We start from the raw sequence: 13,566 nt of genomic DNA, 5'->3' as shown, positions 1-13,566 counted from the left end.
GTCGTCGAGGTCATTGCTGATCCATTCCGATGGACTCGAACGTTGCAACAACTCGAGTCCGAGAAACTGCCGATCGTGGAATTTCCACACTCGCCCTCGCGGCTGACCGAGGCGACGACCAACCTCTACGCCGCTGCCGTCAACGGCCGGATGACTCATTCCGGTGACGCCACGCTGGCCGCCCACATCGGCGCCGCGGTGATCATCGAGGACCCTCGCGGGATGCGACTGGCGAAGGCCTCTCGGTCCGTCCACGCCGCCAAGATCGACCTTGCTGCCTGCCTGGTCATGGCCCACTCGCGTGCGACATGGCGCGCGACGCACAAGGCACGAAGGAAATCGAGGTCGTTCGCATGATAACCGTTGTTCTAGAAAGGAATTCAGCATGACAAGAGACGAACAAGTAATCGAGATGATGCAGCGACTCAGCGAACCCGCTGCCCGCTACGCCGAACTGGACCGCTACGCCACCGGCAAGCAAGCGTTGGCATTCCTCTCACCGGAGGCCCGAACGGCTCTCGGCAACAGGTTCGGTGTGATGGCGAGCAACATTCCTCGGCTGGCCGTGACCGCATTGGCCGAGCGCCTTCGGATTACCGGATTCACTGGCGACGAGAAGGTCTGGGCCGACTGGGTGCGCCTCGACATGGATCAACTCTCCGGCGTCGCGCATCGTGAGGCGCTGTTGCTCGGCGATAGCTACTGCATCGTCTGGGCCGATCGCTTTGGCAAGCCCACCGTCAGCGTCGAGTCGGGCAAGCAAGTCGCCGTCCAGATCGATCCCGGTAGCCGTGAGGTCGTCGCCGCGGTGAAGCGCTGGGAGACGAAGACGACCACCGAGGCCGTCTTGTACCTGGAAGACGAGATCGTGCGGCTACGGTCCAATCAACGCGGCGCGAGCACGCAGGGATACGAGACGGTGTCAGTGATCCCGAACCCGCTCGGCGTCGTCCCGGTCGTCAACCTGCGCAACACCGATCGCATCGTGGCCGACTACGGCGTCTCCGAAATCGAGGACCTGAAGCCGTTGGTCGACGCGCTGAACAAGAGCCTGGCCGACATGATGGTCACCTCGGAGTACGTCGGCCGTCCGCGTCGGTGGGCTACCGGCATCGAGCTGACCGAGGAACCCGTCCTCGACGTCGATGGGGAGCCGGTCCTCGACGGAGACGGCCAGCCCGTCATGATCGAGGTCAACCCCATCCCGGAGGGCCATCGGGCGATGATCAGCGAGTCGGCCGAGACCAAGTTTGGCCAGCTCAACGCCGCAGACCTCGGAGGCTATGAGGCCTCGGTGCGAGTCCTGTTGGGCCAAATCATGGCCGTGTCAACGCTTCCCGCTCATTACGTCGGGATCTTCAGCGACAACCCCGCCAGCGCCGACGCTCTGAGGGCATCCGAGGCCAGCCTCACGGCACGCGCCGAGGCCCGCCAACAGACCTTCGGCCGGAGCTGGGAGCAGGTTGCTCGGCTCATGGTGGCGGTACGCGACGGCCGAGACCCGAACCTGATCGACGACATTCGCGTCCAGTGGGCCGACGCCTCGACCCGCTCGGTTGCTCAAGAGGCCGACGCGGTGACGAAGCTCTACCAGGCCGGTCTACTCCCGGCGTCCTACGCGCTCGCGAAGCTGGGCTACTCCGATGACGAGATAGCGAAGATCGAGGCAGCCAGATCCCGCGAGACCCCCACCGATGAAAGGCAGACAGCGTAATGAGCGACACCGACACCGACACGACCATGACCGAGGACCAGGCGGCCGAGGCGCCCGACGATAGGCCAGATGACGACACCGAGGTGGTCGACGAGACCGACACCGAGGACGCGGCCGAGACGTTCCCACGCGAGTACGTCGAGAAGCTTCGCGGCCAGAACGCCAAGTATCGCGACCGTGCCAAGGTGGCCGACGCCTACGCCACCCGTCTGCACAACGAGTTGGTGAAGTCGACGGGCAGGCTGGCCGATCCGACGGACCTGCCTTTCGACGCCGAGCACCTCGACGACGCCGAGGCGCTCGCGGCTGCGATCGATGACCTATTGGCTCGCAAGCCGCACCTCGCGTCCCGCAAGCCTTCCGGCGACATCGGGCAGGGTCACCGCGGAGGTAGTTCCGAATCGTTCAACTTGTTGGGCATGCTCAAGGAACGGACTTAGGGCTGCGGCGGCTCGTCTAGGCTCTCGGTGATCACGATGGTCGAATCCGTCACCGAGCGGATGCGGAGACGCATGTCGAACACGTGCATGATCTGCCGAAGCAGGTCGAACGGGTCGACTCCGTTGTGAATCCGAATGCTCGCCGCTTTCACCTGCGACGTGCCCTTTGCCTCTCTCCAGTCGGACTTGCGCACGGCGATGACTTCGAGGGCATGCATACCGGATTCACCGCCACCGAAATCGAGGCCGATGATGACCCACTTGTCTCGATCGACCCCGGTGAGGCTGTATTCGTCCACGTCCCCGGTCATCTTCTGGTCGAGCTGCGCCGTACCGCTCCAATCCGGATAGCTGACTTCCGCTCCGCCCCACTCGTATTCGCTCACTGCGCGCCCCTCTGCTCGATTTCAGTTCGACTGGACACTAACGGAGCAGTGCGACATGCGACCGCGCTATCGTAGAATCGAAACCGACGGGCCTGGCGCCCACCACGATCGACGTCCTGGCGACGTGTCGTTTCCCTCGACACTTCTCCCAGAAGGACTCTCATCGTGGCCATCGAAACCACTGCCGACAACTCGACTCTCATCCAGTCGCAGGTAGCTAGTCTGCTCGTTCAGCCCTTGCAGCAAGCCTCGACGTTCCTGGCCGCCGGCCCCGTCGTGCTGGACTCCAACGCGCCCGTCCGCGTGCCTCGCATCGTCAACGGTGTCACGGCCGGATTCGTCGCCGAAGGTGCCCAGATCAGCGACGGAGACGTGGCCTTCGACGAAGTGACCTTGCTGCCCTCGACGCTGAAGTCGATCAAGGTCTTGGTCAAGCTCACCAACGAGCTCATCCGTACTTCCGTCATCGGCCTCGATGCCGTCCTGCGTGCCCGACTGGTCACCGACGTGGCCACCGCCCTCGACGCGGCCCTCTGGGACGGCACGGGCAGCTCCAACACCGTCAAGGGCATCTTGCGCCAGGCCGGCATCGCCACCGGTGCACTCGACCTCACCGACGCCGACAGCCTGATCGATGGTTGGGCTACCGCCATGGGCAACAAGGTCACCCCGACGCATTGGGTCATGACCTCGGCCAGTTTCGCGAAGGTACGCAAGCTCAAGATTAACGACGAGTCGGCGCAGTACCTCATCGACCCGACGACCATTCAGAAGGGCACCTCGCTCACCCTGTTCGGCCTGCCAGTGATCATCACCGACAACATTCCCGCGGTCTCGACCAAGAACCGTGTGGCCCTGGTCGACATGTCCAAGGTGGTCGTCGTGCGAGACGTCGACGCCCAAGTGAAGATCCTCGATCAGACCTGGGGCGATTACGACTCGATCGGCATCCGCGTCGTGAGCCGCTGGGACACCGCGCTACTGCAGGCGAAGGCAGTCACGCTGCTCACCGAGGCCTAGCCGATGCCCGTGAACACCGGCGACGTCGAGGGACTGGCCGAGGGTGACCTCGATACCGTCGTGCCCGTCGTCACCACGATGGCCAAGGCCTACACGCGTGGCCGAGGCTTCACCGGCAACGAACCGAATCGGGACATCGCGGCGGTGATCGTCACGGCGTCGGCGCGACTGGCCGCCAACGGCAAACAGGTGCGCCGCACCCGCATCGACGACGTCGAATACGAGTACGCCCTGCAGTCCTCGTTCGCCTGGTCGTTGGCTGAGCAATCGGTGCTCAACAGGTACCGCGTGCAAGCGCAGTAGACCCCCGACGCCGAGCGGCCCTACCCAAAAAGGACCGGCAGCTCATCCGATTCTTTTGCCCTCGGCGTCGGGCCATAGACGGAACGAACCGTCGTCGTTCGGTTGGAGCCTGCGACGACGGTTCGGTCCTCTCGATCGTCCGCAGATCGTCCGCAGTTGGTTCAGACGGTTACGGAAAGCTGGCTCAAGCGCGACCCGTTGACCTGGCAATACTTCGATCAGCCAACACAGCTAACAGATGCAAACGCCGAGAACGTAGTTCGCGCTCTACTACGACGTGTAAGCCAGCTTGACGAAGGGCCGGACGGAGAATCGACTCCGTCCGGCCCTTCGTCGTTGAGCGGTCGTCCTCGGTGAACTTGGTTGCCTCTGCACAGAATTGAAGTTTGCGCCCTCGTTGCGTCCGGAACCATCGGCCGGTTTGCTACCTCTTTCACCGAGGTTTTGCAGCCGTGCCGCAGTAGCGTTGTTGCCATTGGAAGCACGCACTAGGGGGAGACAACGATGTCCAGAGATGACAATGTCGAGACGACGAAGAAGGGGTACGCCGCTTTTGCGGCAGGCGATCTCGAAGGAGCACTGCAGGCCTTCGACGACGACGTCGAGTGGATACAGCCAGGCAAGAGCACGCTCAGCGGGACGTATCACGGCAAGGGTGAAGTGGTCGAGCTACTCGGGAAGATCGCGGGGAAGCAGTTCGCGACGAAACCCAATCGGATCATCGCCGATGGCGATGTCGTCGTCGCGCTCACCGACGTCACCGTCGAGGGTGAAAGCACCACTGGCGCCGACGTGTTCACGTTTCGTGACGGCAAGATCGTCAAGACCGAGTCCTTCGGCGACACTGCCGTGACGGAACGCATCTTCGGCACGAAGTAGCCCTCACGGGTTTGCCGGAGGCCGGGTGGCCATCGTCACTTTTGGCGAGATCGACGTGGCTGGGCTATTCGGACTGCGGTCCGAATAGTATCGTCGAGACATGACTCAGAAGTTGGACGCCAGACTCAGTCCGTTCGCTCCCGCCGTCTTGAGCCTGTTCCGGGTGATCTGTGGGCTGGTGCTGCTCACCCACGCCACGTCCCACCTGTTCGGATGGCCGACGGGTACCGGAGCTGCGACCGGTTCGTGGCCCTACTGGTGGGCCGGCATCCTCGAGATCGTCACGAGCGTACTGATCACCATCGGATTGTTCACCCGCATAGCGGCGTTCATCGCCTCCGGCGTGATGGCATTCGCGTACTTCACCCAGCACATGCCCACCGACTTCTGGCCCATCGTCAACAAGGGCGAGCCCGCCGTGCTGCTGTGCTTCGCGTTCTTCCTGTTCGCATTCATCGGCGGCGGCGCCTACGCCGTCGACGCCAGGCGACCGTCGAGGTAGCTTCGGCGGTCAGCCGTCGAGCCGCAGATCCTTGCGGAAGCGCTTCATGCCGTCGATCTTGTCGGCCAGAGAAGCCTGCGGCCCGGAGTAGAACATCCACGGCATCGTGATGATGCCCGTGATGCCCGCGGCTTCGGCCCGCTCGAAGTGCTCGGGCGTGAACGCATCGGTCAGCGGCGTCAAGACCGTGAAATCGTCCATCGACAAACCCTTTTCGGCACGCATCTGCCGAACCTTGTCGACCGATGCGATGGCGCGCTCGGTGGTGATCAGGTCGCCGACCCAGCCGTCGTTGCGAGCCGCGCGGCGCAGTGCGATGTCGGAGAGGCCTCCGACGTAGATCGGAATGTGGGGCGGGGTGGGTTCCATCTCCAGGCGCGGCGTGGAGTAGAACTCGCCGGAGAACTCGGTCCAACCCGGCTGCCAGAGCCTTCGCATCAACTCCAGCATCTCGTCGGTGCGCTTGCCGCGGCGGTCGAACCGCTGGCCCATCAACGTGAATTCCTCTTCGCACCAGCCGACGCCGATCCCGAGTTCGAGGCGTCCATCGGCAAGACAGGCCGCGGTGCCGATCGCCTTGGCGGCCGAATACGGGTCGCGCATCGCGGGCAGGTACACGGTGGTGACGAAGCGCAACCGGTTGGTGACCAAGGCGATCGCCCCGATCATCACCCATGGATCGGGCCAGTGTGTGAACGCCTCCCACCGCCGCGAACCGTCCTTGGTGTAGGGATACGGCGTCTGGAGCGTCTCCAGGTTGATCACGTGATCGGGGATGCCCATCCCGTCGTAGCCAAGATCGTCTGCAGCTCTTGCGACTTCGATGACTTCCTTGGTATCGAGGAAGGCCGTGCTGACGTAGAACCTCATCCGGCGTCTCGGGCCCACGCGGGCTTGATGAACACGCCGTCGGCTTCCACGGTCCAGCCGTCGGCGGTGCCGAGATAACCGCGCGCGTATGTCTTGATGCCCTCGGTCCTTTCGATGAACGCCTCGGCACGCAATGGGCCAAGTGGCGTGCCGCGCAAGTAGCGCAACGTGATGGTGCCGGTGAAGAGCGGCTTCGTCAGACCATCGCTGGCCGCTTCCCCGAGGATGTGATCCAGCACAAGCGCGCAGATGCCGCCGTGGACCAAACCCGGCGGTCCCTCGTAGGCCAAGCCGAGACTGAACTCGGCCCAGCAGCGGTCGTCGTTCGTGTGGTGGATGTCCATCGGGGGTGAGATCGCATTGCGCAGTCCCACAGCCGGATTGGCCCATGCCAACGGCCTGCCCGTGCTCGCGTGCCGCAGCGTCGAGGTCTGTTCACGCTGCACGCTGCGCAACCGCTCGGTGACGGCTTCGATGGCGGCCTGCGCCTCGCGCACCCCTGCCTCGTCGATGTCGGTGCGGATTCCCGCGTCGATGAGCTCACGCATCGCCTGGGTCAGCGGCCCGTGCAGCGCACTCAGCCGGTCGTACTCGTCGGCCGCGATGCGGTCGAACGGAAAGTCCGTGCTCATTCGCCGAAGACCCTGCGCACCACTGCCTTTGCGCGGCGGGTCACGCGGAGGTAGTTGTCCAGGAACTCACTGCCGTCGCTGCTGTCCCAACCCGCCGCCACCGCGACGGCGTTGAGCTGGCGACCTGGCCCCGGTAGCTGATCGGTCGGCTTGCCGCGCACCAGCACCAGTGCATTGCGGGCGCGCGTCGCCGTCAGCCAGGCCTGGCGCAGCAGGTCGACGTCACCCTCTGCGATGAGTTCCGCCGCACCGATCGCATCCAGCGTGTCCAGCGTCGACGTACTGTGCAACGCCTCGATCTGGTGCGCGTAGCGGAGTTGGAGAAGCTGGACCGTCCACTCGACGTCGGCAAGGCCGCCCCGGCCCAGCTTGGTGTGGGTGTTCGGGTCGGCACCACGCGGCAGGCGTTCGGCGTCGATGCGCGCCTTGAGCCGCCGGATCTCCTGCACCGCAGCGGGTGACACTCCCCCGGGTGGGTAGCGGGTCTTGTCGATCATCAGCAGGAACCGCTGGCCGAGGTCAGCGTCACCGGCGACGCAGTGGGCCCGCAGAAGAGCCTGGACCTCCCACGTCTGGGCAAACCGCGCGTAGTAAGTCTCGTAGGAGGCGAGGGTCCGCACCAGCGGGCCGTTGCGTCCCTCGGGCCGCAGGTTCGTGTCGACCTCCAACGGCGGGTCCGCGCTCGGCGTGCCGAGAACTGTGCGCACCTGCTCCGCGATGGTCACCGCCCAGCGCACGGCCACGGATTCCTCGGCGTCGCCGACGGGTTCGCAGACGAACATGACGTCGGCGTCGGAGCCGTAGCCCAATTCGCGGCCACCGAGCCTGCCCATCCCGATCACCGCGATCCGGGCGGGCACCCCGTCGGCCGGAGTGTTCGCGCGCACGACGACGTCCATGGCGGCCTGCAGTACCGCGATCCAGACCGACGTCAGAGCCCGGCAGACGTCGGTGACCTCGAGCATTCCCAACAGGTCGGCAGAGGCCACGCGTGCCAGCTCGCGACGGCGCAGCGTTCGCGCCGCGGCGATCGCTCTTGGCGGGTCCCGGTGTCGGCCTGCCGATGCCACCAGCGCACGGGCCAGCCCATCGGGCTCGACCTCGATCAGCTTCGGGCCCGACGGGCCGTCGGCGTACTGCTGGATCACCTCGGGGGCGCGCATCAACAGTTCTGGGACGAACGCCGACGTGCCGAGCACGTGCATCAACCGCTTGGCCACCGCGCCCTCGTCGCGCAGCGTGGCGAGATACCAGCGCTCGTCGGCGAGTTCGTCACTGATGCGCCGGTAGGACAGCAGTCCCGCATCCGGGTCGGGGGTGTCCGACAGCCAGTCCAGCAGGGTCGGCAGCAGCACCTGCTGCACCCGACCTCGGCGCCCGCTGCTGCTCGTCAGGGCGGCCAGGTGGGTCAGTGCGCTCTGCGGCCCCTCGTATCCCAGTGCGGCGAGCTGACGTTCGGCCGCCTCCGCCGACATGCTCGTGGAGAACTCGACGGCCGATCCCTCGACCGACTCCAGCAGCGGCTGGTAGAAGAGCTTGGCGTGCAGGCGCGACACCCGCAGGCTCTGGCGCTTGAGTTCCTCGCGCAGGACGCCGAGCGCATCGTGCTGACCGTCGGGCCGCATGTGCGCGGCGCGGGCCAGCCACCGCATGGCCTCCTCGTCGCCAGACTCGGGGAGCATGTGTGTGCGCTTGAGTCGCTGTAGCTGCAGGCGGTGTTCGAGGAGGCGCAGAAACTCATACGACGCCGTGAGGTTCGCGGCATCGTCACGCCCGACGTAGCCGCCGGCCCCCAACGCAGCGAGCGCGTCGACCGTGGACGCCACGTGGAGGGATTCGTCGTTGCGGCCGTGGACCAGTTGCAGCAACTGCACCGCGAATTCGACGTCGCGCAAGCCACCCGTGCCGAGCTTGAGTTCGCGGTCCCTTACCCCGGCGGGCACCAGTTGTTCGACGCGACGGCGCATCGCCTGGACCTCGGAGACGAAGTCCTCACGCTCGCGGGCCGCCCACACCATGGGCATGAGCGCTGCCACGTACTGGTTCCCGAGGTCAACGTCGCCGACCGCGGGCCTTGCCTTCAACAGCGCCTGGAACTCCCAGGTCTTGGCCCACCGTTCGTAGTACGCCACGTGGGATTCCAGGGTGCGGACCAGCGGGCCCTGCTTGCCTTCCGGCCGCAGCGCGGCGTCGACCTCGAAGAAGGCGTCGGCGGCAAACCGCATCATCTCACCGGCCACCCTGGTGGTGATTCCGTCCGCCTGCTCACCGACGAAGATGACGTCGACGTCGCTGACGTAGTTGAGCTCGCGGGCGCCACTCTTGCCCATCGCGATGACGGCCAGCCGGGGCGGTGGCGCTCCATCCGCGGCGGACTTACAGACAGCCCTGGTCGCGACGATCAGTGCCGCGCCGAGTGCGGCGTCGGCGAGATCGGCGAGGTGCGCGCCGACCGTCGGGAAGGGCAGGACGGGCTCGTTCTCGACCGTCGGTGCCACATCCAGCCCGGCGAGGACGAGCATCCGATCCCGGTAGAGGACTCGTAAATCGTTTGCGTCGGAGGATTTCTCGGCCAGCCTCGCGAAGGCGTCGCGCAGCTCGACGGCGGACGGCAGCGTGACGGCACCCGCCAGCAGGTGCCACGACCGCGGCTGCGCGACGAGATGGTCGCCGAGCGCGATGGACGAGCCGACCACGCCGAAGAGTCGGCCGCGCAACCCGCGGTCCTTGACCAGCGCGCGGTTCAGCTCGTCCCAGTCGTCACCAAGTGCGTCGGCGAGTCGCACCATCGTGCGCAGCGCCGTGTCGGCATCGGGTGACCGGGACAACGACCACAACAGCTCGACGTGTGCGTCGGTATTCCAGCCCAACCTGGCCAGATCGGTACGGGCGGTTGGCTCGACCAAGCCCAGTCTGCCGACGCCGGGCAGCGTCGGTCGCTGGGTCGCTGGTTTGGCCACGTCCAAGACGGTATCTCGTGAAACTAGAGAGACAGGTTGGCCTTCAGCTCGAACGGCGTGACGTGGCTGCGGTAGTCCTCCCACTCCGCGCGCTTGTTGCGCAGGAAGAAGTCGAAGACGTGCTCGCCGAGCGCTTCAGCGACCAGCTCGGAGTTCTCCATCTCGCCGAGCGCGACGCCCAGGCTGCCCGGCAGCTCCTTGTAGCCCATCGCGCGGCGTTCCTCCGGAGTCAGGTTCCAGACGTTGTCCTCGGCCTGCGGCCCAAGCACGTAGTTCTTCTCGACCCCGCGCAGACCCGCCGCCAGCAGGACCGCGAACGCCAGATACGGGTTGCAGGCCGAGTCGGGGCTGCGGACCTCGATACGCCGTGACGACGCCTTGCGTGGCGTGTACATGGGCACCCGGACCAGGGCGGACCGGTTGGCGGCACCCCAGGACGACGCGGTCGGGGCCTCGCCGCCATGGACCAGGCGCTTGTACGAGTTGACCCATTGGTTCGTGACGGCGCTGATCTCACTGGCGTGCTCGAGGATTCCGGCGATGAACGACTTGCCGACCGACGACAGTTGCAGCGGATCGTCGGGCGTGTGGAACGCGTTGGTGTCGCCCTCGAAGAGGCTCATGTGCGTGTGCATCGCCGAGCCCGGGTATTGCGAGAAGGGCTTGGGCATGAACGACGCCCGCACGCCGTCAGCGAGCGCGACCTCCTTGACGAGGTAGCGGAACGTCATCACGTTGTCGGCCATGGACAGCGCGTCGGCGTACCGCAGGTCGATCTCCTGCTGTCCCGGCGCACCCTCGTGGTGGCTGAACTCGACCGAGATGCCCATCTGTTCCAGCGCCTCGATGGCGTGGCGACGGAAGTTCGGTGCCGAGTCATGGATGGTCTGGTCGAAGTAGCCGCCGTTGTCCGCCGGCACGGGCGCGGCGTCGTCGGGGCCGGGTTTCAGCAGGAAGAACTCGATCTCGGGATGGACGTAGCAGGAGAAGCCGAGATCGCTGGCCTTGGCCAGTTGCCGCCGGAGCACGTGTCGCGAGTCCGCCCACGACGGCGATCCGTCGGGCATCGTGATGTCGCAGAACATGCGGGCCGAGTGGTGCTTGCCCGCGCTGGTCGTCCAGGGCAGCACCTGGAAGGTCGACGGATCGGGGCGGGCGACGGTGTCGGATTCCGACACCCTGGCAAAGCCCTCGATCGACGAACCGTCGAAACCGATGCCCTCTTCGAAGGCGCCCTCCAGTTCGGCGGGCGCGATCGCGACGGACTTGAGGTAACCGAGCACGTCGGTGAACCACAACCGGACGAACCGAATGTCACGCTCCTCGAGCGTCCGGAGCACGAATTCCTTCTGCCGATCCATGTGCGAAGCGTAGGCACAGGCTGTTAATTCCGTGTTACGCGGCTGCTAGCACTGAAGTTCTCGGGGCTGGATCGAGTCGACGAGGAAGGCGATGACCGCAGGATCCACGCACGCGTTGCCGTTGAAGACCACGGTGTGCTGGGTGCCGTTGAACGTGATCAGGGAGGCGTCCATCTCCCGCGCCAGATCGACGCCGGCTTGGTAGGGCGTGGCGGGATCGTGGGTGGTCGACACGACGACGACCTTTCCCGGCCCCGGCGAGACCGCGTCGCCAGGTGCCGAGGTCGGCGGCACCGGCCACATGGCACAGGCGTCCCTGGGAGCCAAGCCGGTGAACTCGCCGTAGGCCGTGAACGGCGCCACCAGGCGGGCTTGGCGGTCGGCTTCGGCCCAGACCGCGGGATCGGTCGGGTACGGCGAGTCGACGCAGCGGATCGCGGTGAACGCGTCCTGCTGGTTCGAGTAGTGCCCTGCGGCGTCACGCTCTTGGTAGTCGTCGGCCAGCAAGAGCAGGTCACCCGCGTCGGTGCCGCGCTCCAAGCCGAGCAGCCCGCTGGTGAGGAACTTCCAGTAGCGCTGCGTGTACAGCGCGTTGACGGTGCCCGTCATCGCGTCCTGGTAGCTCAGCCCGCGCGGATCGGATGTCCGTCCCGGTTGCAGAACCAGCGGATCGACCAGCTGGTGGTACCGCGCGACGAACTGCGTCGGGTCCTGACCAAGGGGGCAGTCGGCCGACCGTGCGCAGTCCGCGGCGTAATCGTCGAAGGCGGTCTGAAACCCGGCCAGCTGACGGAGGTTCGCGGCAACGGGATCCGAACTCGGGTCGACGGCGCCGTCGAGCACCATGGCGCGCACGCGATCACCGAACAGTGCGGCGTACCTGGCGCCGAGCTCGGTCCCATAGGAGTAGCCGAGGTAGTTGATCTGGTTCTCCCCCAACGCCGCCCTCACGACGTCCATGTCGCGTGCCGTCGACGCCGTGCCAACTCCTGCCAGGAACTCCTGGCCGGTTCGGTTGACGCAGTCCTGGGCGATCTGCTGGTAGATCTGCTCGATGTGGGCGATGCCCGAAGGGCTGTAGTCCGTCATCGGTTCGCGGCGGTAGGCGTCGAACTCGGCGTCGCTGCGGCAGCGGACCTGTGGGATGGAGTGCCCGACGCCGCGGGGGTCGAATCCCACCAGATCGAAGCGGCGGGTGATGTCGGAGCCGGCCTGGTTGACCGCCATTCCGGCGACCGTGTCGACGGCCGATGCGCCAGGCCCGCCGGGGTTGACCATCAGCGCCCCGATGCGGTCACCGGTGGCGGGTACTCGGATGACCGCCAACTGTGCTTGGGGCCCATCGGGTTTCGCGTAGTCGACTGGGACGGCCACGAACCCGCACTGTGCGGTCGCCATGGCGGCGATGGAGCCGATGAAACCGGCGCAGCTGCCCCATACCGGTGCCTGACCGTACTGCGGCGTGGTCTGACCCTCCGGAGACGCCCACGCGGTGGGGCCGGTGAAGGTCGACACCATCAGGAGTGAGAGCAGCGCTGCGATCAGCCTGCCCACCAACCACATGGCGAACATGCTTGCACGCGGCAGGCTCCCAGGCGCGCCCGGGTGCGAGCAGAGACGCGTCGTTGACCAGACGGTGACCCGATGGTGACCTAGTAACCGCCGCCGGGCGAAATTGATTGGCGGGCTTGACCCGTCAGCAGCGGGCGCCCGGCGGCGGCACCACGACGTCGACGAGGTACTTGGCGGCGATGTCGTCGACGCAGGTGTCGCCTTGGAAGACCACCGTGTGCTGGGTGCCCTGGAACGTCAGCAGCGACCCGCCGAGTTCCTTGGCCAGGTCGACACCCGCCTGGTACGGCGTCGCGGGATCGTTCGTCGTCGACACGACCAGGATGGGCGGCAGACCGGCCACCGAGATGTGGTGCGGTTTGGAGGTGGCGGGCACTGGCCAGAACGCGCAGGTGCCCAACGGGGCATCGCCGGTGAACTGTCCGTAGCTCATGAACGGCGCCACCTCGCGGGCGCGCCGGTCTTCGTCGATGACCTTGGCCCGATCGGTGACGGGGGGTTCGTCGACGCAGTTGACGGCGACCCGCACGTCGGTCGAGTTGTTGTAGTGCCCCTGCTCGTCGCGGCCCATGTACAGGTCGGCCAGCGCCAGCATCGTGTCGCCGCTGCCGTTCTTGAGCTCGGTGAGAGCCTGCGTCAGATGGCGCCAGAGATTCGGGGAGTACAGCGGCAGGATGGTGCCGACGATGGCGTCGCTGTAGCTCAGCCCGCGCGGGTCCTTGGTCTTGGCCGGGTTCTGCACCAACGGCTCGACGAGGCTCTTGTAGACGTCGACGGCCTTGGCCGGGTCGGTGCCCAGCGGGCAATTGGCGCTCTTCGCACAGTCCGCGGCGTAGTCGTTGAACGCGGTCTGGAAGGCGGCGGCCTGACGGATGTCGGCCTCGGTCGGGTCGGCGTTGGGGTCGACGGCGCCGTCGAGGATCATCG

At 66.1% G+C, this 13,566-nt stretch carries 14 protein-coding genes; 7 read left to right on the top strand and 7 right to left on the bottom strand.

Going from position 1 to position 13,566, the window contains the following annotated elements; translation table 11 throughout:
- From ACRDUX_RS26345 to ACRDUX_RS26335, 3 genes are all read left to right on the top strand, one after another.
- On the top strand, nucleotides 1–357 hold a 357-nt coding region (locus tag ACRDUX_RS26345; RefSeq protein ID WP_526418055.1), incomplete at its 5' end, for a terminase TerL endonuclease subunit.
- A 28-nt stretch (nucleotides 358–385) separates the two neighbouring features.
- Complete coding sequence (locus ACRDUX_RS26340) at nucleotides 386–1,714, top strand: phage portal protein (RefSeq protein WP_526418054.1); 1,329 nt, start codon at nucleotides 386–388, stop codon at nucleotides 1,712–1,714.
- A complete protein-coding gene (locus tag ACRDUX_RS26335; protein ID WP_526418052.1) occupies nucleotides 1,714–2,154 on the top strand; it encodes a hypothetical protein in 441 nt (146 codons plus the stop codon). Before ACRDUX_RS26340 ends, ACRDUX_RS26335 begins: the two co-directional genes overlap by 1 nt.
- On the opposite strand, the gene ACRDUX_RS26330 is transcribed toward ACRDUX_RS26335, so the two are convergent.
- Nucleotides 2,151–2,540: a hypothetical protein gene (locus tag ACRDUX_RS26330; RefSeq protein ID WP_526418050.1), complete on the bottom strand. Its 390-nt coding sequence runs from the start codon at nucleotides 2,538–2,540 to the stop codon at nucleotides 2,151–2,153. The two genes, ACRDUX_RS26335 and ACRDUX_RS26330, sit on opposite strands and share 4 nt — an antisense overlap.
- 165 nt (nucleotides 2,541–2,705) lie before the next feature.
- Between ACRDUX_RS26330 and ACRDUX_RS26325 the strand changes: the two genes are divergently transcribed.
- The 4 genes from ACRDUX_RS26325 (at nucleotide 2,706) to ACRDUX_RS26310 (ending at nucleotide 5,244) form a co-directional block, all read left to right on the top strand.
- On the top strand, nucleotides 2,706–3,560 hold the full coding sequence (locus ACRDUX_RS26325; protein ID WP_526418048.1) for a phage major capsid protein: 855 nt from the start codon (nucleotides 2,706–2,708) through the stop codon (nucleotides 3,558–3,560).
- A gap of 3 nt (nucleotides 3,561–3,563) precedes the next feature.
- A complete protein-coding gene (locus tag ACRDUX_RS26320) occupies nucleotides 3,564–3,863 on the top strand; it encodes a hypothetical protein (RefSeq protein ID WP_526418047.1) in 300 nt (99 codons plus the stop codon).
- Nucleotides 3,864–4,367: 504 nt separating this feature from the next.
- Nucleotides 4,368–4,742, top strand: a complete 375-nt coding sequence (locus ACRDUX_RS26315; RefSeq protein ID WP_526418045.1) for a nuclear transport factor 2 family protein — start codon at nucleotides 4,368–4,370, stop codon at nucleotides 4,740–4,742.
- A gap of 100 nt (nucleotides 4,743–4,842) precedes the next feature.
- On the top strand, nucleotides 4,843–5,244 hold the full coding sequence (locus ACRDUX_RS26310) for a DoxX family protein (RefSeq protein ID WP_526418043.1): 402 nt from the start codon (nucleotides 4,843–4,845) through the stop codon (nucleotides 5,242–5,244).
- 9 nt (nucleotides 5,245–5,253) lie between these two features.
- Here ACRDUX_RS26310 and ACRDUX_RS26305 read toward each other — a convergent pair whose 3' ends face one another.
- The 6 genes from ACRDUX_RS26305 to ACRDUX_RS26280 form a co-directional block, all read right to left on the bottom strand.
- Entirely contained in the window at nucleotides 5,254–6,114 is an 861-nt protein-coding gene (locus ACRDUX_RS26305; RefSeq protein ID WP_526418041.1) for a TIGR03619 family F420-dependent LLM class oxidoreductase, read from the bottom strand.
- A complete protein-coding gene (locus tag ACRDUX_RS26300; protein ID WP_526418039.1) occupies nucleotides 6,111–6,746 on the bottom strand; it encodes a PaaI family thioesterase in 636 nt (211 codons plus the stop codon). The genes ACRDUX_RS26305 and ACRDUX_RS26300 overlap by 4 nt, the downstream gene beginning before the upstream one ends.
- Nucleotides 6,743–9,706, bottom strand: a complete 2,964-nt coding sequence (locus ACRDUX_RS26295; RefSeq protein ID WP_526418037.1) for a bifunctional [glutamine synthetase] adenylyltransferase/[glutamine synthetase]-adenylyl-L-tyrosine phosphorylase — start codon at nucleotides 9,704–9,706, stop codon at nucleotides 6,743–6,745. Before ACRDUX_RS26295 ends, ACRDUX_RS26300 begins: the two co-directional genes overlap by 4 nt.
- A 23-nt stretch (nucleotides 9,707–9,729) precedes the next feature.
- Nucleotides 9,730–11,067: a glutamine synthetase family protein gene (locus tag ACRDUX_RS26290; RefSeq protein WP_526418036.1), complete on the bottom strand. Its 1,338-nt coding sequence runs from the start codon at nucleotides 11,065–11,067 to the stop codon at nucleotides 9,730–9,732.
- A gap of 45 nt (nucleotides 11,068–11,112) precedes the next feature.
- Nucleotides 11,113–12,639, bottom strand: coding sequence for an alpha/beta fold hydrolase (locus ACRDUX_RS26285; RefSeq protein ID WP_526418034.1), 1,527 nt, complete (start codon nucleotides 12,637–12,639; stop codon nucleotides 11,113–11,115).
- Between the two features lie 124 nt (nucleotides 12,640–12,763).
- A partial coding sequence (locus ACRDUX_RS26280; RefSeq protein WP_526418032.1) for an alpha/beta fold hydrolase occupies nucleotides 12,764–13,566 on the bottom strand: 803 nt, incomplete at its 5' end.

The sequence above is a fragment of the Mycobacterium sp. genome, from assembly GCF_050701675.1.
In the GTDB taxonomy this organism is placed as follows: domain Bacteria; phylum Actinomycetota; class Actinomycetes; order Mycobacteriales; family Mycobacteriaceae; genus Mycobacterium.
Note: the sequence above shows the minus strand (reverse complement) of the source record. Positions and strands in the feature narration are given on the sequence as shown.

Bases quoted from the DNA above. Each gene is read 5' to 3' on its own strand.
- ACRDUX_RS26340 (WP_526418054.1), top strand. From the start codon at position 386: ATGACAAGAGACGAACAAGTAATCGAGATGATGCAGCGACTCAGCGAA.
- ACRDUX_RS26310 (WP_526418043.1), top strand. From the start codon at position 4,843: ATGACTCAGAAGTTGGACGCCAGACTCAGTCCGTTCGCTCCCGCCGTC.
- ACRDUX_RS26290 (WP_526418036.1), bottom strand. From the start codon at position 11,067: ATGGATCGGCAGAAGGAATTCGTGCTCCGGACGCTCGAGGAGCGTGAC.
- ACRDUX_RS26285 (WP_526418034.1), bottom strand. From the start codon at position 12,639: ATGTTCGCCATGTGGTTGGTGGGCAGGCTGATCGCAGCGCTGCTCTCA.
- ACRDUX_RS26320 (WP_526418047.1), top strand. From the start codon at position 3,564: ATGCCCGTGAACACCGGCGACGTCGAGGGACTGGCCGAGGGTGACCTC.
- ACRDUX_RS26315 (WP_526418045.1), top strand. From the start codon at position 4,368: ATGTCCAGAGATGACAATGTCGAGACGACGAAGAAGGGGTACGCCGCT.
- ACRDUX_RS26300 (WP_526418039.1), bottom strand. From the start codon at position 6,746: ATGAGCACGGACTTTCCGTTCGACCGCATCGCGGCCGACGAGTACGAC.
- ACRDUX_RS26335 (WP_526418052.1), top strand. From the start codon at position 1,714: ATGAGCGACACCGACACCGACACGACCATGACCGAGGACCAGGCGGCC.
- ACRDUX_RS26305 (WP_526418041.1), bottom strand. From the start codon at position 6,114: ATGAGGTTCTACGTCAGCACGGCCTTCCTCGATACCAAGGAAGTCATC.